Here is a 24,233-nt window from a genome sequence, read left to right on the forward strand (position 1 = left end):
GAGCCGCAACCTATTCCATTCCCCTGAGTCTGGCCCCTAGCCGTGCGGGAGTGCAACCGCAAGTATCTTTAAATTATTCAAGTTCAAATAAATCCGACGGCCCTATGGGTATCGGCTGGTCAATTGGCGCGACATCCGCTATATCGAGATGTCCACAAAACAAGTTTTTGATGGCGAAGACCATGTTCGCGGACTTCAGTACGATAGTGGAGACCGACTATGCCTAGATGGTCAGAGACTTCTTCATAATTCTGGTACCCATCTAAGAGGTGGAGCCACTTATATTAAATCGGTCGACGACCAGTCTATTATTACAGCTCACGGCGGCTCGTCATCTTCTGGACCTGAATATTTTACCGTAGAAAATAAAGCAGGCGAAACTCATTATTATGGTGAGGTGTCAGGGCTGTATCTTCAAAACATACATGGAAATGTCATCCAAGACACGTCTGATGCATTTGTTGAGCCTATAGCGGCTATGCTGATGGCAGTATTGCAAAAAGTTATGCAATAAAAGCGATCGTTGATTCTAAAAACAATTACATTTTATTTAACTACGACAAAGACACTCAGAGCGGGACCTTTTACCTTGATAGTATTGATTATGCAGGTAATACGGTTCCAGTCAGCTACTCCCAACCTTTTGCACGAGTTGAATTTGAATACGAGGATTATGATAAGGGCTTCAAAGGATACGGGCCAAAAGGAAGTTATTATAACCATAATAAAATACTCGCAGCGATACACAACACGGTAGATAACGAAAATTATCGTTCTTATTTCGTCGATTATGAAGCGGATGTATCTAAGTTTATTGAAGAGAGCACATTAGTTGAATCCATCACGGAATGCGCAGACGCAGGCCGCCAAACTTGCCGTAATGCAACGGAATTTAACTGGAATCGCCGTGGTTTATCTACTTCATCAATGACTTGGGAGTGCGATACCGAGCTCTGGAGTGCAATCATTTTGTCGCTGGGTCCCAAACGATACAGACTTTGAAGCGTTTGATACGACAAATACAGCGTATTCAGGCGCGAAAAATACAGAATACACGTTGATTTTTGATATTGATGGGAATGGCATAGATGATTTTGTATATCCAGACGGCTCTGAATGGAAAGCACGTTTGATGAGTACAAATGCAGTTGGTAATACGGTTTCTCTTGCTTCTTGGGCTACAAATGAGAAAGAACATGCATTAACGATTGATTTTAATGGTGATGGAATACGAGATTTACTTTATGCGACATCAGATACCAGTAACTGGCAAGTCGTTTCATATATACTAAGGTACAAACTCTCGTAATATGTGCGATTGCTCCGGTGATTGTACTGAGGTTGAGTATGAATCCGAAAAAATAAACCGCGATTTAGGTATTCAAGCTATAGGATTAGACTCTCAAGTTCAAGTAATGGACGTCAACGGAGATAGTTTTGAAGACATCGTTTTTAGAACTGGGAAGTATATTAAAGCTTACCTAAATAACGAAGGCGATGAGTCATTTAGCCAAGCAATTACTCTTTATACTTACCCTACATCGAGTATCAGTGACTTTGAACCTATGGGGACAAAAACGCTACCGCTAACCTGAAATATTCTTCGGGCATTGACGTCAATGGTGATGGTAAATCCGATCTAATTGCCAAGACTACTACAACTTCAGCATATTGTCGAAATTCCATGGGGCAAATGATATTTTCGAGATCTCAAAGGGAATGTGAGTCAGACCTAAACGGCACGTGGGTGACGTCTACTACAACCAAATACGACTTGCTTTTAGCCACCGGTGATGACACCGCTCCAACTCTGACTTTAGAGTCAAACCTGGGCGGTGCGACTATGAATACAGTTCGATTCGGCGACCTAAATGGCGACTTTATAACAGACATTACATATGTGAAAGGAACAGATTGGTATTATCGATTAGGGAATGGTATCGGCTTTTCTCCGGAAAAGCCCATGGGGCTCGTGACGGATAGTACAAAAAAGTTACTTAACCGATTTGTTGATTTGAATGGCGACGGCCGAACAGATGTACTGCATGCAACAGCGAGCAACAAGTGGGCTATTTATTTTTCTCGCCCCACTGAAAATATTGAAGATATTGATTTTGAACACCGTGGGTATCAAAGTTTTGATTCAAACCCAGAGAACATGCAGTTTGCCGATGTCGCTGGTGATGGAAATTTGGAGCTATTAACTGCAACGTCATCTACTTGGAAAAAGCAGTTTCAATCCAATTCTGGGCAATATAATACGATAAACGAAATAGTTAACGGTTTTGGAGTTTCTACACATATTCGATATAAACCACTAACCCAAAACGATGTCTATTTTGGTAAAGTGTCTGACAATCTAATTGACACAGCGACATTTTCACCTCGTCGAGGAAATTTGGTTGTTCGATTTGTCGGTGAGCGTGGCGATTTTTATGATAATCCTTATTCACCAACGCCAGGTAGAGCTGCAATTTATTATGAGTACGCCGGACTTCTTATTCATAAGGAAGGATTAGGTTCCCTTGGATTCCAAGCTATTAAGACTTTCGATTACCTTACAAAAATTGAGACTACGACTGAATATAATCAAGATTATGGCGCAAGCTCTTATGTCCTAAGAGGCATGCCAATCCAAACGAATTCGAAAAAAGGAGAAGTTACATTATCTTCTGCAACGAATACGTTGGCAGTGAAAAACAGCGAAAATGGTGTTTTTGGTGTCATCGAAAATTTAGTTGAGAAAAGTTACCAATATAACAGTAATGGTACTTCTACAGCGCTTTCTGAGGTCGATTCTACCTTCGGGTATTCTTCATGGGGTAACTTAACGACGAGTGAAATTGTCACTACTGACTTGACGACGTCAGGAACCAGTCTTACGACGTCAACCGTAAATGAATACGGGACGTCAAATGAGTACAAACGATTAGCACGATTGACGAATACGACCGTAACTAAGACGAGAAAAAATGAAGGGGTGACATTACCAACGGTCACGAGAGAGTCATCATTTACCTATAATTCAGATTTGATGCTAGAGACGACAACTCGTTCTCCGACAGACAGTCAAAATAAGCAAGTCACGACTTACGATTACGACGAGTATGGGAACAAAATTTCAACTATCATCGTGGCGAACGTTAAGGATACGACCTCATCACAGACTCGAAAAGCGACAACCGAATACGGCCCTAAAGGCCGGTATGTTAAGTATAAAAAGACTCATTAAATTATAATCAATACTATAAATACAATAACACGAGCTCAAGTTCAGTTTCAGGGGTTATCGATAGCATAAGCGTTAGAAACCAAAACTACTTGTATACAAAATCTACGCTAAATGCCTTTGGTGAAGTGAAGTTAATTGACTATCCAGATTCGAGGCACAAATCGATTGAAAAACGTTATTGTGACTCGAGTTGTTCGTTAGATGGGTATTATATTCAAAGAGTTGCCGAAACCGGAAAGCCGGATAAGGAAGTTGTTTTTGACAAATATGGAATGGAAATTGAGACGAGAGTCGTAAGTTTCGATGGTTCAAATTCGGTTGTAACTACCACCTATGATGAATATGGGCGTAAAGAGTCTACGAGTAGACCGAACAATCCAGCCCTAACAACAGACTTTGTATACGATGACATTGGAAGAGTAGAGCGAGTCACTAATCCCGATGGTTCATATAAAACCTTAGAATATGATGGGGCGAACGAAATCGCTACCAATGAGATTGACCAAAAAACCACAACGGTGAAAAACGGTTTAGGTGAGACGATTGAAGTCGAAGATAACGAAGGGAATACCGTCGAGTTTACCTACGATGCGTTTGGCAATTTGTTGAACAGTGAAACAAAAGCAGACGGGAAATCAAGTATAATAACGAATGAGTTCGATTATTTGGGACGCAAAACCAGCACTGATGACCCGATTAAGGGCGAATGGACCTATAAGTATAATGGTTTTGACCAAATCTATTCTCAAACGAACGCTGAAAATGACAAGTTTACGTTTACATACGATACATTAGGCCGGAAAACTAAAAGCTATAATAGTGAAGAAGGCACGCTCTGTTGGATATATGGTACGAGCAGCACATATAAAGAGCGTAATAAATTAGTAGAAACTGCGAAATATGATGGAGCAGATAAGACTTGCGGTAGTGACACGCCTACAATCAAGACTGAATACAGTTTTGATAGCGTTGGTCGGCCTCACGAAACCGTAACAACATTTGAAGGAGAATTTGATACATATAGTCAATCTCAATCTTATGATGCTGCAAGTCGACCTCTCATAACTAACTTTGACGTGCCGGGTTCTAGTTTCTCTGTAAAAACTTTCTACACAAATGCAGGTTACGTCAAAGCTAGAGTCAATAATGAGACTGGATTTGTATTAGAGCGCATCGACTCTATGAACGATAGTGGCCAAGTTACAGGGATAACGTATGGAAACGGTGTCGAAGGACAATATGATTTTGAAGGGGATACGGGCAGATTAAGCGACGTTGACTTTATTGGCGATTCTAGTTTATTCAACCTAGACCTGACGTATTACAATAATGGTGATTTACACACTAAACGAAGCAAATATTATTCTGGTGATGCGGCTGATTATACTGAAACTTTCATCTACGACGACGTAAGTCGTTTGAAGAATAGAAATATCAGTGTCATAACCGCCAACCCGGCCCTGCCATCTTCATTTACAGGTAACCAAACCTATACGTATGACGGCTTCGGCAATATAACAAGCAAAAAAGGCTTTGGTACTAATGGCACGTCAACTGGCTACTATAAGTACTCATCAACTGATGTCCATCGATTAGAGGCCATATACAAAAATTCGAGCCGAACAGGGGCGACCTACAACAATTTTTCAGGTAAATATGACAATAACGGTAATATCGAAAATGATGGTGTGAGAACGTTTACTTACAGCAGCTTTGATTTACCTACTGATATTTCAAGCTCGACGGCATCCGCGACGATGAAATATGGCGTTAACAGACAACTTTACTATAAATCTGAATCTAAAAAAGAAAATGGACTCAACGCCACCTATACACGAACTTATGTCGGTGGATATGAAAAGACGATTAGAAGTGGCGGATATGGTTCCTTAACTGAACATAAATATTACATTGGTAATGCCATCGTCACGAAGCGAAGTAACCAAACTGATGAAATATTGTATATGCACAAGGACAGCTAGGGCTCTGTTGTACTTGTTACGAATCATGATGGTGATTTGGTCTCGCAATCAATTTACGATCCGTGGGGTAAAAGTACGACGCTTTATACTGACAGTGAGTTTAGTTCGTTTAATTCGTTAGTACCTACAGAGCGAGGCTATACCTCCCATCGTATGATGGATGACCTAAACATTATTCATATGAACGGTAGGATCTACGATCCAACCTTGGGACGATTCTTACAAGCTGATCCGTTTATTCAGGCTCCTGAAAATACTCAAAACTATAATCGTTATAGCTATGTATTGAATAACCCGATGAGTTATACAGATCCGTCAGGGTATTTCTTCTCAAGCTTTAGACGTGGGCTGATAAAAGCTGCCACTAAGGTATTTGGTAAAGATGTAGTTAATATTGTCGGTTCTACTGTATCCGCAGTCTATGGCGGAGGCTGGGGAGCAGCAGCTTGGACTTATGAATATAACAGAGCTATGGGCGTTCCACCTTCTGGCGCTTTAAGAGCCGCAGCGGTTGCAGGTGCTAGTGCGTATACCTTCCAACAAATCGGTGATTATTATAGTAGTGCAGGTGCTAGTAATGTTGCAGCAGTTGAAGCGGGACAAATGAGCGCATCTGGTTTAACTAACTTTGGTGGCAATATGTTAACTTCAGGGCAAATTGCTGGACAAATAGCATCACATGCATTTGCAGGTGGTACATTATCCGTGCTTGGTGGTGGAAAATTTGGTCATGGATTCGTATCCGCTGGCTTCACCAAAGGTGTAGGGACAAGCTTGAACACACACTACTATAACGGACCAATTAGCGGCACCATTATTAATATGACTGTAGGTGGCACAGCTTCAGTTATAACAGGTGGAAAATTTGGTAACGGTGCGATGACCGCAATGTACCAAAGTTTGTTTAACGAATACGGAAAAGGAGGGTTAGAAGGTTTAACTAGTGCAGCAGCCAGAGAAATGGCTATGTGGAAAAAGAGTATTAATAGTTTATTTGGCGGAAATGATGTAACCACTATACAAGGACAGATGGCAATCAAACATAATGTTAAGATGGCAGCTGTTAGTGTGGCTGATACGTCAGTCTCAGCTTTAAATACGGCTGGAGAATATGCTGGGTATTGTCCATTAGCTCCATGCCAAGCTGTATCTTGGGGAGCTGCGGGTATTGACTATATGTACAATGATAGAGTCGGTGGTCTGTGGGGTAATACGCTAGCTGGATTTGCTGAGCATTACATGGATACTAGATTTAGATATGTTCCGTCACCATTGAAAGACTGGGGGCAAGCTCAAGTTCAAGGAGCTATCTCGGAATATACTTCAAAGAAAATTAATGGAGGGTAAAGATGAGACTCTTTATAGCTTTGATATTTATTATTTTTAGCTTTATTTTAGGAAACGAATTAGTGTCAGGCGAAGCCCTGTCAAAATATGGTAGTGGTAAGTTATCAGAAGAACCAAAATCATATTATTTAAAAGTAACTTTTCACGGAGTTATTTGGTTAACGTCATTAGTTTGCTTATTTCTACCTAAACATAAGTTAGAGTCTCTAAATGAGTGGCTTAAGCAATTTGATTCAAAATACGATAAGGAAGAGTAGTAATGAAGTCGTATCGACTAATTCGGTTTTGCAGAACTTATTTGTATTTAAGTGCAATTTAGCTGAAATTAAGGGAGTAGAATATTAAATGTTACTGTTTAGATATTTTCTAACCATTGCTATGGTTGTAATGCTATGCGGTTGTGCAGCTCAAATAAATGAGAGGACTAGCATTAAAAGCACGGAGGCAACCGCCTCCAACGTAAGTGTCTTATTGGAAGTTCAACCTTTAGAAAGGATTGACGAAAGCAAAAGCCTAACCACGAGCATAGCAGAGCTTAAAAAGGTGATTTCAAAGAAATATTTAGGAAGTATTGCTTCTGCTTCAGAAAACCCTAAACCTGAAGCGCTTTTGAAAATCACAATAGAGCAATTTCGCCACGTTTCAGGTTTTGGAAGATTTATGGCTGGATCGATGGTTGGAGATGCTGTACTTAAGTTGAATGTGAAGTTAATTGCCGTAGCTGATGGTCGGGTTATTCACGAGTCTACCCTTGATACTCAATCTAGCTTTGGTGAAGGCGTTTTTGGAGCCACAACATCAAGACAAATTGAAGCAATGTCTGTAAAGATAATTGATATTCTAAATTCAAACACTGCTAAAAGTTGAAGTGTAGTCTATTGAGTAAAGCCAACTTCGGCTGGTTTTATTTTACACAAGTGCAGAAATAGTTTTTTAACTCTTTTTATTCAATATTAAAGAAAAATACTTTAATGTTTGACGTATCAACTTTGGATTAATAGTTAATCAGTTCAACTCTCAGTGAATTGCAAATAATACGGATTTTTATGGATAGTTATAATTTCAGTGGCTCTGCTGCAATTACATGTAACGGAATAAAAAGCACTTTAAGAATATTGATCCTTGGAGAGCAATATTTGAGCTAGCTTGGAATGGGTTAGATGCTAACGCTACCGAAGTAAAAGTAAATATCGAAACTAATGAAATGGATGGTACTGAAGCCGTTGAAGTTTTCGACAACGGTGACGGAATCGACTTTCACAATATCCAAGATAATTTTGCTAAGTTTAATGACTCATCTAAATCAGACGCTGATCAACATGGTAGTCATGGTCGAGGGCGTTTGGCATTTTTCAGAATCTCTGAAAATGCTACATGGTTTACAAAGCACAACAATGAAAATGCAAGAATTAAGGTTTGCGCGTCAGACATTAAAGATTTTGATGGCGTTTCAATCGACGAGTCTTTACAACATTCCTCACTAATGCAAGAGCCAAAAGGCACGATAGTTACGCTTAGTAATTGTGAAACTAATTTGCCTCCTCATGAAGTGTTATTGCCAAAGTTTACTATCGAATTTGGCTGGTATTTAGCATTAAATAACAAAAAAACGCTGACGCTAAACAATGACCCCGTTCCAGTTCCCGAACACGACTTAAAAGAGTTTAATATAAGCGTAGAAGATAATGACTTTGGCCTTAAAGTAATTAGATGGCACAGCAAGCCAACTTCAGAGAAATCACATTATTATTTACTAAATAAAGACAGCTGCGTAATAACATGAAGCTGATCGGTCAATAACATTGATGCTGATCGCATTTTTGTTTCTCTATAGACCTCAGTAAAATTTAACTTGAGTGATCAGCATCAGTCAAGGAATTTAGTTTTTTCGCATTGATTCTCCTTTTAATTCCAGCTTAATTGAACCATGGACTAACCTATCTAATATCGCATCAGCATGAGTAGATTCGCCGATCATTTTATACCAATTTTCTATCGGTAATTGACTAGCAATTAGCGTTGATTTGCTATCGTACCTAGCATCAATTAATTCGAGTAAATCACTGCGTTGCTGAGGGGTTAAGGGCTCTAATCCCCAATCATCAAGTACCAATAGATCAGCATAAGCGAGTTTATTAATAAACTTTCGGTAACTCCCGTCAGCCTGAGCCATAAACATTTTCTCGAGTAGCTCTTTAAGCCTAAAGTAATACACGCTGTATCCTTGCTGACAATGATTATGACCAAGTGCACAAGCAAGGTAAGTTTTGCCACATCCTGTCGCGCCTGTGATGAGGATGTTTTGATGTAAACGCAGCCATTCGCCTTGGGCTAGCGAACGCATTTGTGTTTTATCGAGTTGGCGACTCGCACTGTAGTTTAACTGGGCAAGCGTACCGCTAACTCTAAACTTTGCTTGTCGGGTTAATCGCTCTATTTTACGTTGCTCTCGTCCTATAATTTCATGCTCAAGCAATAAGCTTAAACGTTCTTCGAAGCTTTGCTCTACATATAAATTGGGTTGCTCATGTTGCCTTAATAAGGCTTCACGTATGCCGCTAAGTTTTAAGCTATTCAGTTGCTGGTTGACTTGTTGATGAGTATTCATGTTTTTCCTTTTTGATTAATGGTAATACTGGCTACCACGGATGTTGGGGTGGTCTATTTCATTTAGTAAATCGAGTTGAGCTTGTGGTAATGGCTGTTTATCTAATCCTTTTTCTAGGATATTTTTCACTTGCTTAACTCGGTTAAGGCCTGTGGCAAGCGCACGTTGACAAGCTGCTTCAAGTCTTTGTTCACCGAATTTATTACCTAGGTTGAGTAGCCCTAAACACGCACGGTAGCTTTGCTCTGGGTGTTTTTTCATCGTTAGTAAATTAATCACATATTGCTCTGTTGATACGCCAAACTTTCTGGCCCAACTTTCAAAACGAGCTGCACTCCACTGTTGTTGTTTTTGATGAGCGATAGGCATATGCTCTTCAACTGTTGTATGGCCACCGACACGGTGAGAGCGTGGGTGAACAGCTACTTTTACTCCTTTATGATAAAGCGTCACCAGCTCATTACTGGCATGTGCTTCTAGCTTTTGTTTTATTAAACGATGAGGTACGGAGTAATAATGTTTCTCAACTTCAACATGGTGATCAATATGTACGCGTACCTGTTTGACCAAGGTGTAACTGTATGGCTTTTGAGGTAAGGGTTTGAGTACAGGTTTATCTATTGTTTTAAATTGACTTGCTCTCGAACTAGGATGCTTTTTCATCTGCCGTTGGTTTAAGTCGATTAGTAATTCCCTGATTTTGATATTGAGTTGACGTAAACTAAAAAACGTTTCCTTACGCAGTCGCGCCATTATCCAGCGTTCAACAATTTGTACCCCCACTTCCGCTTTAGATTTATCCTTAGGTTTATAAGGCCTAGCAGGCACAACAACCGTATTATAATGACAGGCAAGTTGTTGGTAGGTTGGGTTTAAATCTGGCTCATATCGACACGCCTTTGTCACACCGCTTTTCAGGTTATCGGGGATCACCAATTCAGGGACTCCACCTAAGAATTCAAAACAACGGGCGTGACTCATCACCCAATCTTCTAACCCTTGGCTGAATGTCGCTTCGGCATAGGTGTAATTTGAGGCCCCCATCACCGCAACAAAAATCTGTGCGGTCCGGCACTCTCCAGTGCTTGGGTCGACGATATTCATCGTCGGCCCGCAATAGTCAACAAACAGCTTTTCACCCGCTTTATGATTTTGTCGCATTGATGGCTTTTGGCATTTAAGCCAAGATTTATATTGGCGGCAATAATGGTTATAGCTGTAATAACCTTCGGGGTGACGTTCTTTATATTCCTCCCACAGTAATTGCAATGTCATGGTTTTAGGTCGCAGCTCTTGCTGAACAATTGACCAATCCGGTAAAGCATAGCGCTTGGGTTGAGCTTTAGTATTAAAGAATGCCTGATGAAGGGATTGCTCGTCCCAACTAGCCGCTAAAGGCCAGCTAGTGATATTGAGTTGAGCTGCTCGGTTAACATAGGTTGAAACAGAGCCCGGTGATATAGACAGGCTTTTAGCAATTTGACGGTGAGTTAATTCACACCCGTACTTTAATCGAATGATCTCTTTTAATTTACGCATAGAAATAGGTGCCGTTGGCATGGTTATCCTCATCATCAAAAAAGAGAAAAGGATAACGGTTAAAAACACCTATAGATAAAACAAAAAATAATAAATTTTAATCAATAACATAAGTTGATCACTCAATAACATTTTGGTCAAAAGTGATCAGCATCGATGTTATTGAGTGATCAGGATGAATGTTATTGGGTGATCAGCATCGATGTTATTAAGTGATCAGGATGGGTGAAAATACGCAGTTTGGCTTTGGCTGGCAGAGTTGGTTTAGGCTTGCAAAAGTATTCGTACGGCTATTAATATGCTTAATTAATTTTATTTATGCTTTCCATGTATTGAGTTAACTTGCTTAAGCCTGCTTTCGATTTGCAAATATCTGCGGGAGTCGCGTTAAGGTGTTGTTGTTTCGTATAAAACCAATGAAGCATAAAATCATTATTACCGCCGGCTAAAGAAAACAAATGTTTATAAAAATGCAGAAAAATAAGCTGTAATTCAGATTCTATTCCGGGGATCTCAAATCCAGTTGATTGTTTTTCAGCATAAATTAATTCTGATACTCCAACGATTTTTGCGCGGCTCTCTAATTCAATTTCAAGCGTGTCGCAAGCTCTGTTAAAGCTTTGCATTAGTACACGAGACTTATCAAAAGTATTTTTCAAACTTATCTCCTGTTACCTGCATATTCCGAAGTATGCAGCTACCAGCGTTAATCAGTGGTAATTAATTGTGAACCCAATTTTACGTATAATTGAGTTTAATCTAATTTATCTTCAAATGCTGAAACTTATCGGAATCTCATGCCAATAAACTTTGGATCGGATGCTGATATTGTTTGGATTAACTGCCGGTAGTGAGTGGAATTTGCAACTGTAGAGTCCATTAAAACCAAGGAGTCCATCCCATTGTTTACAGAGTAAGAGGTATCTACGTGGATCTTTTTATCAAAGACGACAGATTGAGTCGAAAAGTTATTTGAAGGAAGTATCCACGTGGATATTTATTTTTATTATATATCACTAATTGTGTGTTTACGTTCTGCTAGGCGCGGTTGGCCAGACTTTCTCAATTGTTCCAATAATTAATTCCTGAAGGCGAGACAAACTAGCTCTTAATTTCTGTAACTCGCCCCAATCCGTCTGAGGCAATCATAAATTGGTCTACAATAAACTTACAAAAGTAAAGAAGTGCGCTATTTATAATTAATTAAATGCGGCGATTATTTTCTGCTTGAATTGGCCGAGCCTAAGCTCATCGAACTCATTTAATATCTTAGCATTTGATTCCATAAGGGCGCTTATACCGTCATTTCCCCAACTCAATTTATGGAGTTCTGGTTTTTCTAGTGTAAGCATTTTTTTGATAAAATATTGTCGGTATTAATGTATTCGTTGTTCTTTTGGCTAGTAGGGATATTAATATAACGGTATGTGTCAGGGATATCTTGTTCCATTCGAACGGCTATTGAAGCTAGGCTTTCTTCGGCGAACGTATATAACTAAGGCCTCTTGGTTTGGTGAGTTATTGACTCTTAAGATTCGTCCCAAGACCTGTCTAAAGTAAAGCTCGGTCTTAACACTGCTCATATGACAGCAAACCTGCAACCTTGGTATATCCGTACCTTCACTGATCATGCCTACGCTTACTATCCATTCAGTAACTCCATTTTTAAATCTATTAATCTCGGCTAACGCATCATCGTGCTTGTAAGTCACTATTGTTGCTTTTTGATTAAATTTATTCCGTAGCAAGTTACACAAAGATTTAGCATGCTCTACTGACGCGGCAACTACTAACCCTCCGGCATTAGGGGATTCTTTTCGAATTTCTGAGAGCTTATCGCAGGCTAACCGAACTAAATATTCTACTGCTTGGTTGTTAAAAATAACATTGCGATAGGAAATATTTGAACTTTTTAACAATTCAAGGATAGAGGGATATGATTTATCACCTTCATCCGTTGCTATAGTTAGTTTTTCATTATCAATTAGAACTATTTTCGGCGAGCGGCAAACGCCATCATTAACCGCCTGAGCTAGAGTATATTGATAATCGCAGACTAATTGACCTTCCGGATCTGTGTATTCGGCCATAACTATTGGTAAGGCATCAGAACGCCAAGGAGTACCTGAAAGCGCTAGTGTGTATTTAGCCAAACCTTGAATTTTTACTAGGATTTGTTGTCCCCAAGCATTAGCAACTTCCTGTGAACTTCCGGAACAATGATGAATTTCATCAAAAATAACCAAGACACGATATTTTCTGATGGTTTGCCAAAAACTGTTATCTAAGTATTGAATCGCTTGATACGTTAAAGACTTCCCAATGGCTCCAATTTCACCATTAAAGTGACAGTTTAACCTTCTACTAAATGTTTCTTTAATACCGTGTGCTACAGACAAAGATGGCGAAAAACAAAGAACTAAGTCGATTAATTCATCCTCAAACAATCTGTAAGCGACTTCCGATGCCATTATCGTTTTCCCAGCGCCTAGGGTGGCTTGGCAAAAAAATGAGATGGGCCAGTTCTGAACTTCTCTAAAGCTAATTCAACACTTTCTTGTTGCCATAGTCTTAACATGTGCTGCTACCCTCTAATACAGAGATTAACTTAGATGTGGCATTTATTCGACCAAGTAAACTTGCAGCCTGTCCTTTTGCTTTGTCTTTTAACGTTGTTATAACAACCCTATTGTCGGGAAATCGTTTGATAAAATTTTCATAATGTTCGACTTCTCCAAGAGTAATTTCCAACTCTCCTTGTATGCTGTTTCGTTCTTTTTTAAGGGATTGAATTTTTTCAAACGACGCTTCAGATGCGTCATGTAGTGACTTGGAAAAACATTCAATAAATAGATTTGTTTTCGCGTATTTTTTATTTCGACCAGTGCCTTTTGTACTAAGCAATCCTTTTTCCTCAAGAGCAAGCAAGTGGCGGTATAACTTAACCCTAAGTTCTACTGGGGTCTGTTTCTGCTCAAATTTATTATGAGCAACGTCTCGTAATTCTGTAACAGTAAACTCATCCATGGCTTCTTCAATTAGCAGATGTTTCATCAGGTTGTTTAGTCTGTAATGTTTTTTCATCTAAATGACACTTTCATAAACTTAGGATTGCTAAGTATACAAAAATAATTAAAAATTAGACAATCTAAGTTATTAAAGAGACAACTAAATGATCTTTTCGTGGTTACTAATCCATTTATCATTCGCCTTAAGCAAGCTAGAAAAAAGCTGGACTCACACAAAAAGGCCTTGGAATCTTGGTTGGTATGGAGCACAGCTCAGCTAGTGCACGTATGAATCACTATGAAAAAGGTCGACATACGCCTGATATTAGTATGTTGAAAAAACTAGCTAAACAGTTAAACGTCCCGCTAAATTACTTTTTTGCGAAGATGAAATAACTGCAGAGTTATCCTGCCTAATCAATAAACTGTCAGAAAAAGACAAGAAAAAACTGATTGAAAAGCTGAGTCATAAAACAGACTCTTAGTTCCTTATAAAAAGACTCAACTAAATTATGAAAACTAAACTTATTACCCGTGAAGGGTATTTAAAACTGCAAGAAGAACTTGACTTTTTATGGCGGAATGAACGACCGGAGATCACAAAAAAGTTACATGGGCTGCGAGTCTTGGAGATAGATCGGAGAATGCTGACTATCAAGAAAACAAAAAAGATTGAGACAGATTGATAGAAGAGTCAGGTACTTACGTAAAACTTTAGAAGAAACAAAGATAGTTGAATATCACCCAGATCAAGATGGAAAAATTTTCTTTGGCGCTTGGGTTGAATTAGAAAATGACGACGGAAAAACCCTTAAATTTCGAATTGTCGGGCCAGACGAAATATATGGCCGAAAAGACTATACGTCTATCGATTCACCCATGGCTCGAGCCTGTTTAAAAAAATCTGTCGATGATGAAGTTGTAGTTAATACGCCTTGACGGAAAGGTAACTTGGCTAGTGAATTCGATTAGTTATTTAATGTAGTCCGTTGCTATAACAGTCAGTTGGCCACTTAAACTCGTGGCAGCACAATGCTTTTTGGCAAAATCATGTGTTTGCAAAGTCACCAAACCTTCACAGGCCATAGTCACTACTCATTCAAATACATCTCCGCCATGTCATCTAATTTGGCTTTTACTTCTTTCCAATTCGGCATCACTTGGGTTAGCAAACGCCAGAAACGCTCGCTGTGGTTGTGTTCAGCAATGTGACAAAGCTCATGTAATATCACGTAATCAATGCATTCTTTTTGTGCTTTAACAAGATGGGGATTGAGCATCAAGTTGCCCTTGGCAGAGCAGCTTCCCCATTGCTTTTTCATTGGCATTGTACGAAAAGAAGGAATGCCTTTTACCCACGTTGTTTTTGGTAGTAATTCGGCAAGCCGCTCGTGAAAGATGGTTTTCGCTTTTTGCTGATACCACCTATCAATAAGTGGTTTAATTTCCACCACCCGATCATCATTATCTTTACTGATTTCATGCTTAAGTGTGACGTTTAATTTGCCACGGTTTAGCTTTACGTTGGGTACTTGATCAGCATCAATGTGGATCTTTAATACATAGCGCTTACCTAGGTAAAACTGCGTTTCGCCACTCACGTACCGCTTGGGCAATACCGTATCCTTTTGCTTTGCAAATTCATCAATGCTTTGCCAAATCCATCTAGCACGCTTGTGCATTGCATTTTGAATAGCATCATCACTAGCATCATGAGGCACAGTAGCGACAACTCGCTGATCAGGGTGAACCTTAATAATTACTTTGCGTGCTGTTTGTTTAGCGTTATCAGTAGGCTTTGTTTTACGAATAACGTCGTAGTAAATGGTGTCGTTACCATAGGTAAGAATACATTGTTCTTCAATTGTAGATCTGCTTTCTCCTGAATTAATAGAAGCGGCAATGGTTTGTTTGGGCACTATAAGTCGCCTCGTGATATACCAAAGCGTATTTTCTTTAACACTTCTTCAATTAGCTTTTGAGCGTTTTCAAGGCCAAGATCGCCAAATAACATCGGCAACAACTTCATGTGTATGGCGTTTTCAATCTCCGCGGGATTGATTGAATACTCAGCAACAGCGGTATTCACCACATCATCAATACTAAACGCCAAAGCAACCAATTTGTCACTATGCAGGTCCTTTTCAGTCAAAAACTCAGCATCAAATAGGTGCTTGAACAAACCAAAATAGGCTTGTGCATGTTTATTTAATTTGCCGGAATCATCTACAAAATCATTGGGAATATCTGCAACTTTGCGGCCTTTTACTTCTTGTTCAAAATCAGCAAAAAGGATGTACTGTTTAACCGGTGCATCAAACATCGCTTTGGCATCTTCAATTGCCTTTTTAAGCATCTTAGAAAAGTACTCCTGCGCATAAGGATCATCCGCTAAGTCCTGTTCAATCATCTTAGTGATCCGGCCCGTAATTTTGTCTGTTTGGTTACGCGCCTCGTCATCGCTCATATCTTTAGGTTTAACGTCTTTTCCTAAATTACCGACTAAATATGCACCATCGGGATCTTTTACTTCAATACCAGCAATATGCTTGTCTAGAAGGCTGCGAATATCTTCTGCGTATTCATCATAATTAATGGTTTCGTCAGCATCTTCACGCACTTGTTTGCGCAAATCGACAAAGGCTTTTAGGTCACGTTTGTACAAGTCACGTTTGTTATTGAACGACTTATCTTCAAAGTAGGTTGCTGATTGCAACGCTACTTTCATACAATTTGAAAATGCGGTCAGCGCTGAATAAAAGTCATCACGCTTTTTAAGATTGGTATCGACAAGCTTACCATCAACATCATTCACCTTTGGCGCTAACGCTTGGCGAAGCGCTGGGCCATCTTGTTTGTTTTTACACCTTCAAATATCGCCCACAAATCACTGTGTAACCCCGGCAGTTTTTTATATTCCGTATCCATTCGGTTATACAAACCTTTCAGGTCGTCGATATCAAAACCGCCTTGTGTGCGTTCAGCAAGGTCTTGGTACTTTTCTATTGTTGTATCAAGTTCTTTTAATATGCCGCGATAATCAATTAAGTAGCCAAACTGTTTTTTGTTGTGCAATCGATTAACACGGGCAATGGCTTGGATTAAGTTGTGCTCTTTAAGGGGTTTGTCGATATACAGTACTGTGTTTTTAGGCTCGTCAAAGCCGGTTAGCAGTTTATCAACCACTATCATGATGTCAGGGCCATCATCTCTACCAAAGTCTTCAATAATGGCTTTGGTGTAGGCTTTTTCGTCCATCTTATTTACGTTAGCCTTCCACCAATTTTGTACAATGTCTTTGCTTTCTTGATCTACCGCCTCATGACCCTCACGAGTGTCAGGAGCTGACATCGCCACAACCGATGTGACAGTACCAATTTTATCTAATGCCTCTTTGTAGCGAATGGCAGAGGCTTTAGAGTCACAAGCTAGCTGGCCTTTTAAACCTTGATGTTTAAAATTTTGGAAGTGGTCGGCAATATCATAGGCAATTAACATAATACGATCTGCGGTTTGATAAATTTGACCTTTTTGCGAAAACTTCTTTTTAAGTCGGTCTTTTGCTTGTCGCTAAGCTTACTGGTGCTGCGCTCAAACCAAGCATCAATTGCTTTTTCGTTAACGTTGAGCTCTGGAATCCGCTCTTCGTATAAAAGAGGGGTAACCGTTTTATCTTCAACCGCTTGCTGCATGGTGTAAGAGTGAATGATCTTACCGAATTTGTTTTCAGTCTTATCGTCTTTTAACAGTGGTGTACCTGTAAAAGCAATAAAAGCCGCTTTAGGCAACGTCTGCTGCATACGGATATTATTTTCCCCGTTTTGGCTGCGGTGACCTTCATCCACTAACACAATAATATTCGGGCTGTCGTTGTAGCAGTTTTTGTGTTTTATGGCAGAGCCAAACTTATTAATGATCGAGAAAATAACTCGCTCGTTACCTTGACCAATTTGTTCCGCTAAACGCTTTCCAGTCGTTGCCATTGCATCTTTTTATCACGGTCGGTGAGTACACCACCGGAGGCAAACGTACGGCTTAGCTGGTCTTCTAGATCCACGCGGTCAGTTACAATAATTACGCGGCACTGCGCAAGTTCTTCAAGCCAAATAAGCGCTTTGGACAAAAACACCATAGTAAATGACTTACCACTGCCCGTGGTGTGCCAGATAACACCACCTTCACGAGCGCCAGTGTCATCGAAGGTGTTTATGCGCTCAATAAGTGCTTTTATGCCAAATACCTGTTGATATCGAGCTACAATCTTGCCTGCTTTTTTATCAAACAAGGTAAACAGGCGAGTCATATCGAGAAGACGTTCAGGACGTAGCAAGCTTACAATAAGCCTATCTTGGTCGGTAACAGTTAAGTCACCAGCGGCTAGAAGTGACTGATAATCTGTTTTATCTTTTGCAGGGCGATGATTAAACAGCGCATTTAATTCTTCATCGCTCAACTTGTGATTTTTTAACCTAACAAATTCCGCTTCGGGTATTTGTTCTTCTTTCCATTTAGCCCAAAATTTATCTTGTGTACCGCACGTCGCATACAAGCCCTCATGCCCGTTTATGGCTAACAGTAACTGGCTGTAGGCATATAAATGTGGTATTTCATCCTGCTTTTGATTACGAATGTGCTGAGAAATTGCCTCAACGTTGGTCGATTTACCTTCTTTGTTCGAGTCCGGGCGTTTTGCTTCAACCACCACTAACGGCAACCCATTTACAAAACACACAATGTCCGGTCTGCGGTTGCCTGTACCCTCGGCATTTTGTACTACTAATTCTTCGGTAAAATGAAATTGATTATTATCAATGTTGTGCCAATCAATAAGCTTAATGGTGGGGGAGGCTTTTTACCATCTATAAATTCAGTAACGCTAACGCCATACATTAGGGCATTGTAAATTTTCTCATTAGCTGCTTTTAACCCGAGGTTCATGGCAGGGTTCAGCTCATGCATCACCTTATCAACTGCGGCTTCTGATAATGTATGTTGCTTACCCGCAAACGAGAACGTTTGTTTCGCTAAGATTTCACGCATAACAGGTAATAAAATAACCTGATGAGTGCTTTTCTTTTCATTTGCTAAAGTATTACCACGTAACGCTTCGCATTCACTTGGTGGAATGAAGGTGTAGCCTAAATTTGTAAGCAACGAAAGCGCAGGAATTTTAGCGCTGAACTCTTCTTGGAAGTTAACACTGAATGTCATTTTAGCCTTTCCCTGTTTTTTGGTATCCATCCATCGCTGTCCTTGCACTGATATTCCTAAAAGGTGCGACAATTGTTGTTTCTCTTTATAGTCCACAGGGAAAAGATAAATATGCTGAATTACCATTTCTTTCAAAATTCTAAGACAGACTTGATTGTCTTTAAGTTGTTTGACGCAGCTAGAAATGTGTTCAATATTTATTGATTTATTAAACTGAAGTTCGATTGCTTGTCGTATCAAATGGAAAGCAGGCGTACCAACATTTTTTCCATTTCTCGGTAAACTTCCAAAGCTTCTTTCGAGCCTACAGAAGATGCAATTTTCCTTGTAATACCATTAATTACGCCATAAGTAAGATGTAGGTACGCATTTTCTGCTTGTTTTTCAATCTCTCTATTTGTCAAATTTGGGTGTTCTGATAAGTGAGTTGATATCAACTTAACGATTTCTTTTTCGCTGTGTCAGAGATCTTAATAAAATATTCCAAAAACCTTAAACCAGCATTCGCTCCTGTTTTAGCTAATTCTTCCATTGCATCACGTGTAAGTGTTGCATGTCGATTGCGAATAATCTGTCCCGCAATCTCCATACCTTTAAAGGTTTTGTTGATATTAGCTAATATATCCAGCTCAACTTCATTTTTATCATCAGAATTTCGTTCCATTTGATCTAAACGTTCATTTTGCTTGTCACGTTCATTCTGAATTTCACGTTGCTCAATAATTAACTCAGGAATAGCCTTCATGAACTCAGACATAAATGAAAGCTGCTCCTTATCTAAAGTAGCTTCCTTATGATCATCAAATAATGAAGTTAATATCGACTTTATTTCGTTTAATACCCACGAATCTTTTGTGTGGTGCGTAATAAAGATTAGAATATTTGCAAAGTCTTCTCTATGGAGCCTTTCTAATAAGTCTTGAATTTTGGCTTGAGTTTCTTCGCTGTCTCTATATGATTCAGCAATTTTTTTGCCTACAAAGAAGTAGTAAATGTAAGGGTATTTAAAACCAACATTAATACCGTTGCTTGATAATATTGAGTGCCCAACAAGCTTTCTAAGTACTTTTTCTTTATCAACATGCAAGTAGATTTTGCTGTAATTTTTAAAAAATTCTTCAATCTGATGAATGTTGAGATCGGAGCCATGTTGAAAAATTTCCCAAGCCAATTCCGTTAGTACATTGAGGTATTTATCAAAATCTTGTTTATCAATATTCGCTTTATCAAACGATTGGTAAATTAACTGCTGATAGCAATGACCATATGATGTCAAGTCCAAGTTAAGTTGCGCATTTGCTTCAAACATCTGCAATAGCATCAAGACATAAATTGGCTTTGGTGGGACAATATTTTTTTGATAACAATATTAAGTCGAGCCTTAAGTTCATCACACTTAGCGTAAAGTTCTTCTTCTTCAATGCTTTCTTCAACACCAAGAGAAATCCATTTTTGAACTAATTCTTCTCTTTTTTATTCCCTAGCCCCATCAATTCGATTCGGTCATGTTCATCGAGAGCGGGAATATCACCATAAATAAAAGTATATGAACTATGACAAGTAATAAAAGTGTTGTCGGTTGTTTTATTTATCTCTTCAAGAAATTTGCTTTTGAATTTTTTATTTAGGCCTATTTCATCAATGTTATCAATGAGAAGGACAGCTTTTTCATTCTTATTAAAGCTGTCAAATGTAAGATTTTCATATTGTTCGGTTAATGCCCTCGATATTTCTTGCTCTGCGGACGCTTTTTTATGTTTAACGCATCAAGATAGACTGGCAAAAATGATAGTTTCAGTAACTCTTTGTATAGATATTTTAGAAGAGAAGTTTTACCTTGTTGTTCTTCGCCAGATATAATGTGATGACCAAGGTTTTGTAATAAATATTTTGCTGGCTTTATGTCTACTAAATCATTGGAGCTATCTAGTTCAACATCTGGAACAACATAAATATCATCTAAACTTACTTGGTTAACTTTGCGATGTGTGAGCACTATTTCGGTATCACTGAGCCAAGAACTCGCTTTATCAGTTAATTGCACTCCTTTTGCCGTAGTCTTCCTAATTGGGTGTGACTTTGGCTTAAACTCTTGAATGTGCTTTTAACACCACCAATAACATTCACCCAAGCTTCATCTTCGTTACCCCAAGACGCAATAGGTACAGCATCTTTTGGCAAGCCTTGTATTTTCGAAAGCACTGAATCAGACCAGTCAACTGCTCTAATAACAATAGGAATTAGTTGTGCACTTCCTTCCTTATGCATTGAAAGGGCTTTTTGCACTTCAACACCCATACAATAGTCCGAATTCATAAAAGAAGAGCTAATTAAGAATAAAATTATTTCTGAAGAGGCTAAGTTTTCAGAAATTTCGTCACTCCAATCTTGACCGGGTACTATTTTTCTATCATTCCATTCACTTACAACATTAGCTCTAACTAACCCAGACATGTGCTCAACTAAACTGTCTTTAAATTGCTCATCTTTGTGTGCATAACTTATAAATACTTTTACCGCCATTATTCTTCCTTAAATTAATACTCGTTTTTTGCCAATTAACAGTTGCTGCATTAGTGCTTTTTCTCTTGTTTGAGATCTGCTAATTGTTGCTCTAGTTGGGCTAAAGATTGATCAGCATTGTTCAGAACTTTCGCAATTTTTTCTGTTCATCATAACAAGGTATATATACTTTAAGACCTGATATATCAGAAGAGTTGATTGCTGGATAATTTGAGCCTACTACTAGAGCATTTATTTGACTCGTTATATGGCAACTAAATAAATAGTGATATAGATAATCACCAGAAACATCTTTCTTTGGAGTTAGAACAGAAAAGCCAGTAGAAGCAATCATTCCGTCATGTTCTTCTGTTACTTTAGCGAAGCCCTTTAAGTTTGGCCTCACTGTAGCTAACAATATATCTCCATCACTCACTACTCTTCTTGCTCGTGATGGCGATGAAGCATAAACGTGTTTTTCTAGCTTTTTAGAGATCTTTCCAGTTTCAACGTCTGATAACGAGATGTAGCTGAACTCAAAATTTTCAGGAGTCTTCTTACCTAGTGAGATCTTATCTAGTGTTGCAAGTTCACTTAGATTGACTCTCTCATACTCACCCTCAAACGACTTCCCTGAATCATCAAGTAGGCGCTTTTTGCCTGTGAGCAGTTGTTGCATCAGGGCTTTTTTCTGCTGTTTGCTGTTGTCGATTAGTTGCTCAGTGGTGCTAATCGCTTTATCCCAAATGGATAGTATTTTGGAGATTTTGCGTTGTTCCTTATGCTCTGGAACTTCAAGCTTTAGTTTCTTTAAACTAGTACCTGTCAGATTCTTTTGTACTCCGCCAGATGCCATCTTAGAAATATGGTGTTGAGTTACATCATATTTTAATAAATAGTGGAGGTAAGACGCATCTACATCACTTTTTAGCTTAAACCTTATCAAGAAAGCTCCAGCTATTATCGGCTTATCTTGTTTTTCGAAAATGCATGGAATACCGCATGTCCCAGAGCGAGTAATCAGTAAATCGCCACTAACAAGAATGTGAGATTTAAACTCGTCAATATCTAAATCTGCATAAGGGATTGTGTTGTAATTTATTGTTCCTTCATCACACAGGTCAGTTGTGCGTATAGTTCCAATAGCTCCATTTTTAGAATATAAATCTGAAGAGAACCTTGGTCCAAATGCGCTGCTGGTAACTAAGTCACCGAGCGTAATTGCTTTCCATCCATTAGGCACCATAACCTAACTCCTTTAAGTAGCCTTCCATTTCCGCTTCAAGAGTTTGCAGTTCACGTTTAAGCTGAACACGCTCAGTGCGCACTGCCACTAAATCAATATCTGCTTCTTCTTCAAAGGTATCAACATAACGAGGAATGTTGAGATTAAAGTCGTTTTCTTTGATTTCATCGAAACTGGCAAGGTAAGCGTATTTATCTACATTTTCACGAGCCTTGTAGGTGTCGATGATTTTTTGAATATTTACGTCAGTTAGCTGGTTTTGGTTTTTGCCTGACTTGAACTCACGACTGGCATCAATAAACAATACGTTTTTGTCTGTTTTGTGCTTTTTAAATATTAAAATGGCGGCAGGAATGCCTGTTCCAAAGAACAATTTTTCTGGCAGGCCAATCACAGTATCAAGCAAGTTTTCTTCAATCAGTTGTTGACGAATTTTGCCCTCACTAGATGCACGAAATAACACACCATGTGGCACTACCACACCCATGCGACCCCCTTTCTCCGATGAAGAGCCGGGTTTTAGGGTTTCAATCATGTGACTAATAAACGCATAGTCGCCTTTGGTTTTTGGTGGAATACCTCGTCTAAAGCGCCCATAAGGATCGTTATCAGCAGTATCATGCCCCCATTTTTCGAGAGAAAATGGGGGTTCGCAGTAACTACGTCAAAGTGCAGTAAGCCGTTTCCGTCTTTCTCTTTTAGTAGCGGATTACGAATGGTGTCGCCCCATTCAATGCGGTGGTTGTCTTCACCATGAAGGAACATGTTCATTTTGGCTAATGCCCAAGTTGAACCAATGGCTTCTTGCCCAAATAAGGCGTATTTTTTGAGCCAGAATTTTTACGCACCATAGCGCCACATTTAAGAAGTAGTGAGCCACTTCCTGTACATGGGTCGCATATTTGGTCGCCTTCAACTGGCTCTAAAATCGTTGCTAAAAGGGTTGATACCTCTGGTGGGGTATAGTATTCACCAGCGGTAGCACCACTGCCAGCCGCAAAGTGTTTGATCAGATATTCGTAAGCATTACCGATGATATCTAAGCTGCCCACACGCTCTGAGCTTAAATCTAAAATGTCTTTACCAAAATCTTCCAGTAAGTGACGAAGTAAGTCGTTCTTTTGTTTTTCTTGGCCTAGGCGGTCAGTGTTAAAGCTGATGTCTTGGAATACGTTTTTAAGCTTACTGCCGTTGGCTTCTTCAATAGCATGTAAGGCTTTATCGATTCGCTCACCGTTGCCTGCTTCATAACGCTTTTCGTATAAGTCCCAAAAGCTTGCGCCTTCTGGTAGCACAAAACGCTGTTTCGACATCATGGCGTGAATAAGCTCAGGGTTATCACCATATTGCGTAACTAATTTGTTGTATTCATCTTTATACACATCAGAGATGTATTTTAAGAACAACATAGTCAAAATGAAGTCTTTGTAGGTATCGGCACTGATTACGCCACGGAAGGTGTCACAAGCGTTCCATACAGCTTTGTTAATATCGTCTTGGTTAATTTGTTCTGTCATTTTAGTTCGTCCTAATTTTTTAATCTACCGATGCTTTTGCA

Annotated in this window: 25 protein-coding genes and 5 pseudogenes; 12 read left to right on the plus strand and 18 right to left on the minus strand. The window is 39.2% G+C overall.

Annotated features, from left to right (window positions below):
- Window positions 1–50 precede the first annotated feature (50 nt).
- The 10 genes and pseudogenes from PN838_RS27545 to PN838_RS18340 all read left to right on the plus strand — a co-directional run bounded on the left by PN838_RS27545 (window position 51) and on the right by PN838_RS18340 (window position 8,344).
- Window positions 51–227 (plus strand): SpvB/TcaC N-terminal domain-containing protein, encoded by a 177-nt coding sequence (locus tag PN838_RS27545; protein ID WP_370661053.1) that lies wholly within the window; start codon window positions 51–53, stop codon window positions 225–227.
- On the plus strand, window positions 149–514 hold the full coding sequence (locus tag PN838_RS18300) for a hypothetical protein (RefSeq protein ID WP_272181564.1): 366 nt from the start codon (window positions 149–151) through the stop codon (window positions 512–514). Before PN838_RS27545 ends, PN838_RS18300 begins: the two co-directional genes overlap by 79 nt.
- A 444-nt stretch (window positions 515–958) precedes the next feature.
- A complete protein-coding gene (locus PN838_RS18305) occupies window positions 959–1,309 on the plus strand; it encodes a hypothetical protein (protein WP_272181565.1) in 351 nt (116 codons plus the stop codon).
- A gap of 1 nt (window position 1,310) precedes the next feature.
- Complete coding sequence (locus tag PN838_RS18310) at window positions 1,311–1,595, plus strand: hypothetical protein (protein ID WP_272181566.1); 285 nt, start codon at window positions 1,311–1,313, stop codon at window positions 1,593–1,595.
- Window positions 1,596–1,747: 152 nt separating this feature from the next.
- A complete protein-coding gene (locus PN838_RS18315; RefSeq protein WP_272181567.1) occupies window positions 1,748–3,232 on the plus strand; it encodes a toxin TcdB middle/N-terminal domain-containing protein in 1,485 nt (494 codons plus the stop codon).
- An 89-nt stretch (window positions 3,233–3,321) separates the two neighbouring features.
- On the plus strand, window positions 3,322–5,214 hold the full coding sequence (locus tag PN838_RS18320) for a hypothetical protein (RefSeq protein WP_272181568.1): 1,893 nt from the start codon (window positions 3,322–3,324) through the stop codon (window positions 5,212–5,214).
- 12 nt (window positions 5,215–5,226) lie between these two features.
- Window positions 5,227–6,561 (plus strand): annotated as a pseudogene (locus tag PN838_RS18325) (RHS repeat-associated core domain-containing protein); the annotation flags it as partial.
- Window positions 6,562–6,563: 2 nt separating this feature from the next.
- Complete coding sequence (locus PN838_RS18330; protein ID WP_272181570.1) at window positions 6,564–6,818, plus strand: hypothetical protein; 255 nt, start codon at window positions 6,564–6,566, stop codon at window positions 6,816–6,818.
- 88 nt (window positions 6,819–6,906) lie between these two features.
- Window positions 6,907–7,428 carry a hypothetical protein gene (locus tag PN838_RS18335; RefSeq protein WP_272181571.1) on the plus strand — a complete coding sequence of 174 codons (522 nt, stop codon included), beginning with the start codon at window positions 6,907–6,909 and terminating at the stop codon, window positions 7,426–7,428.
- Window positions 7,429–7,693: 265 nt separating this feature from the next.
- On the plus strand, window positions 7,694–8,344 hold the full coding sequence (locus tag PN838_RS18340) for an ATP-binding protein (protein ID WP_272182650.1): 651 nt from the start codon (window positions 7,694–7,696) through the stop codon (window positions 8,342–8,344).
- Window positions 8,345–8,408: 64 nt separating this feature from the next.
- Here PN838_RS18340 and istB read toward each other — a convergent pair.
- The 6 genes and pseudogenes from istB to PN838_RS18370 all read right to left on the minus strand — a co-directional run bounded on the left by istB (window position 8,409) and on the right by PN838_RS18370 (window position 13,792).
- Window positions 8,409–9,169, minus strand: a pseudogene (gene istB, locus PN838_RS18345) (IS21-like element helper ATPase IstB).
- Window positions 9,170–9,184: 15 nt separating this feature from the next.
- Window positions 9,185–10,729 carry an IS21 family transposase gene (gene istA, locus PN838_RS18350; protein ID WP_272181572.1) on the minus strand — a complete coding sequence of 515 codons (1,545 nt, stop codon included), beginning with the start codon at window positions 10,727–10,729 and terminating at the stop codon, window positions 9,185–9,187.
- A 281-nt stretch (window positions 10,730–11,010) separates the two neighbouring features.
- Entirely contained in the window at window positions 11,011–11,367 is a 357-nt protein-coding gene (locus PN838_RS18355) for a hypothetical protein (RefSeq protein ID WP_272181573.1), read from the minus strand.
- Between the two features lie 540 nt (window positions 11,368–11,907).
- A complete protein-coding gene (locus tag PN838_RS18360; RefSeq protein ID WP_272181574.1) occupies window positions 11,908–12,060 on the minus strand; it encodes a hypothetical protein in 153 nt (50 codons plus the stop codon).
- Window positions 12,061–12,138: 78 nt separating this feature from the next.
- Window positions 12,139–13,179 carry a DEAD/DEAH box helicase gene (locus PN838_RS18365; RefSeq protein ID WP_272181575.1) on the minus strand — a complete coding sequence of 347 codons (1,041 nt, stop codon included), beginning with the start codon at window positions 13,177–13,179 and terminating at the stop codon, window positions 12,139–12,141.
- 100 nt (window positions 13,180–13,279) lie between these two features.
- Window positions 13,280–13,792, minus strand: a complete 513-nt coding sequence (locus tag PN838_RS18370) for a VspR family transcription factor (protein WP_272181576.1) — start codon at window positions 13,790–13,792, stop codon at window positions 13,280–13,282.
- A 99-nt stretch (window positions 13,793–13,891) separates the two neighbouring features.
- On the opposite strand from PN838_RS18370, the pseudogene PN838_RS18375 reads away from it, so the two are divergent.
- Together PN838_RS18375 and greB are read left to right on the plus strand one after the other, a co-directional pair.
- Window positions 13,892–14,201 (plus strand): annotated as a pseudogene (locus tag PN838_RS18375) (helix-turn-helix domain-containing protein).
- Between the two features lie 27 nt (window positions 14,202–14,228).
- Window positions 14,229–14,701: pseudogene (gene greB, locus PN838_RS18380) on the plus strand (transcription elongation factor GreB).
- Window positions 14,702–14,807: 106 nt separating this feature from the next.
- Here the strand turns inward: greB and PN838_RS18385 are convergent.
- The 12 genes and pseudogenes from PN838_RS18385 to PN838_RS18440 form a co-directional block, all read right to left on the minus strand.
- A complete protein-coding gene (locus PN838_RS18385) occupies window positions 14,808–15,635 on the minus strand; it encodes a M48 family metallopeptidase (RefSeq protein WP_272181577.1) in 828 nt (275 codons plus the stop codon).
- Window positions 15,635–16,531, minus strand: a complete 897-nt coding sequence (locus PN838_RS18390) for a hypothetical protein (RefSeq protein WP_272181578.1) — start codon at window positions 16,529–16,531, stop codon at window positions 15,635–15,637. Before PN838_RS18390 ends, PN838_RS18385 begins: the two co-directional genes overlap by 1 nt.
- Window positions 16,532–16,539: 8 nt before the next feature.
- Window positions 16,540–17,214, minus strand: coding sequence for a type I restriction enzyme subunit R domain-containing protein (locus PN838_RS18395; RefSeq protein ID WP_272181579.1), 675 nt, complete (start codon window positions 17,212–17,214; stop codon window positions 16,540–16,542).
- Window positions 17,208–17,699 (minus strand): DEAD/DEAH box helicase family protein, encoded by a 492-nt coding sequence (locus PN838_RS18400; RefSeq protein WP_272181580.1) that lies wholly within the window; start codon window positions 17,697–17,699, stop codon window positions 17,208–17,210. The genes PN838_RS18395 and PN838_RS18400 overlap by 7 nt, the downstream gene beginning before the upstream one ends.
- The gene (locus PN838_RS18405) at window positions 17,675–18,553 is read right to left on the minus strand and encodes a type I restriction endonuclease (protein ID WP_334313540.1); all 879 of its coding nucleotides are present in this window, start codon (window positions 18,551–18,553) and stop codon (window positions 17,675–17,677) included. The genes PN838_RS18400 and PN838_RS18405 overlap by 25 nt, the downstream gene beginning before the upstream one ends.
- Complete coding sequence (locus PN838_RS18410; protein WP_334313541.1) at window positions 18,493–19,053, minus strand: type I restriction endonuclease; 561 nt, start codon at window positions 19,051–19,053, stop codon at window positions 18,493–18,495. The genes PN838_RS18405 and PN838_RS18410 overlap by 61 nt, the downstream gene beginning before the upstream one ends.
- A gap of 110 nt (window positions 19,054–19,163) precedes the next feature.
- The gene (locus tag PN838_RS18415; protein ID WP_272181582.1) at window positions 19,164–19,331 is read right to left on the minus strand and encodes a hypothetical protein; all 168 of its coding nucleotides are present in this window, start codon (window positions 19,329–19,331) and stop codon (window positions 19,164–19,166) included.
- Window positions 19,332–19,360: 29 nt separating this feature from the next.
- Window positions 19,361–20,236, minus strand: a complete 876-nt coding sequence (locus PN838_RS18420; protein ID WP_272181583.1) for an STAND family AAA ATPase — start codon at window positions 20,234–20,236, stop codon at window positions 19,361–19,363.
- Between the two features lie 405 nt (window positions 20,237–20,641).
- Entirely contained in the window at window positions 20,642–20,971 is a 330-nt protein-coding gene (locus PN838_RS18425) for a hypothetical protein (RefSeq protein WP_272181584.1), read from the minus strand.
- The gene (locus PN838_RS18430) at window positions 20,962–21,450 is read right to left on the minus strand and encodes a toll/interleukin-1 receptor domain-containing protein (RefSeq protein ID WP_272181585.1); all 489 of its coding nucleotides are present in this window, start codon (window positions 21,448–21,450) and stop codon (window positions 20,962–20,964) included. The genes PN838_RS18425 and PN838_RS18430 overlap by 10 nt, the downstream gene beginning before the upstream one ends.
- Before the next feature lie 121 nt (window positions 21,451–21,571).
- The gene (locus PN838_RS18435; protein WP_272181586.1) at window positions 21,572–22,675 is read right to left on the minus strand and encodes a restriction endonuclease subunit S; all 1,104 of its coding nucleotides are present in this window, start codon (window positions 22,673–22,675) and stop codon (window positions 21,572–21,574) included.
- Window positions 22,665–24,192, minus strand: a pseudogene (locus PN838_RS18440) (type I restriction-modification system subunit M). The gene PN838_RS18435 and the pseudogene PN838_RS18440 overlap by 11 nt, the downstream one beginning before the upstream one ends.
- Between the last annotated feature and the right edge of the window lie 41 nt (window positions 24,193–24,233).

Origin of the sequence: Psychrosphaera algicola (assembly GCF_028401425.1) — a bacterium.
Classification (GTDB): Bacteria; Pseudomonadota; Gammaproteobacteria; order Enterobacterales; family Alteromonadaceae; genus Psychrosphaera; species Psychrosphaera algicola.

Excerpts from the sequence above, each read along its gene's own strand:
- PN838_RS18430 (WP_272181585.1), bottom strand. The coding sequence starts at position 21,450 with ATGGCGGTAAAAGTATTTATAAGTTATGCACACAAAGATGAGCAATTT.
- PN838_RS18365 (WP_272181575.1), bottom strand. The coding sequence starts at position 13,179 with ATGGCATCGGAAGTCGCTTACAGATTGTTTGAGGATGAATTAATCGAC.
- PN838_RS18360 (WP_272181574.1), bottom strand. The coding sequence starts at position 12,060 with ATGCTTACACTAGAAAAACCAGAACTCCATAAATTGAGTTGGGGAAAT.
- PN838_RS18395 (WP_272181579.1), bottom strand. The coding sequence starts at position 17,214 with ATGTTAATTGCCTATGATATTGCCGACCACTTCCAAAATTTTAAACAT.
- PN838_RS18310 (WP_272181566.1), top strand. The coding sequence starts at position 1,311 with ATGTGCGATTGCTCCGGTGATTGTACTGAGGTTGAGTATGAATCCGAA.
- PN838_RS18420 (WP_272181583.1), bottom strand. The coding sequence starts at position 20,236 with ATGTTTGAAGCAAATGCGCAACTTAACTTGGACTTGACATCATATGGT.
- PN838_RS18435 (WP_272181586.1), bottom strand. The coding sequence starts at position 22,675 with ATGGTGCCTAATGGATGGAAAGCAATTACGCTCGGTGACTTAGTTACC.
- PN838_RS18400 (WP_272181580.1), bottom strand. The coding sequence starts at position 17,699 with ATGGCAACGACTGGAAAGCGTTTAGCGGAACAAATTGGTCAAGGTAAC.
- PN838_RS18330 (WP_272181570.1), top strand. The coding sequence starts at position 6,564 with ATGAGACTCTTTATAGCTTTGATATTTATTATTTTTAGCTTTATTTTA.
- PN838_RS18410 (WP_334313541.1), bottom strand. The coding sequence starts at position 19,053 with ATGGTAATTCAGCATATTTATCTTTTCCCTGTGGACTATAAAGAGAAA.
- PN838_RS18370 (WP_272181576.1), bottom strand. The coding sequence starts at position 13,792 with ATGAAAAAACATTACAGACTAAACAACCTGATGAAACATCTGCTAATT.
- PN838_RS18300 (WP_272181564.1), top strand. The coding sequence starts at position 149 with ATGTCCACAAAACAAGTTTTTGATGGCGAAGACCATGTTCGCGGACTT.
- istA (WP_272181572.1), bottom strand. The coding sequence starts at position 10,729 with ATGCCAACGGCACCTATTTCTATGCGTAAATTAAAAGAGATCATTCGA.
- PN838_RS18335 (WP_272181571.1), top strand. The coding sequence starts at position 6,907 with ATGTTACTGTTTAGATATTTTCTAACCATTGCTATGGTTGTAATGCTA.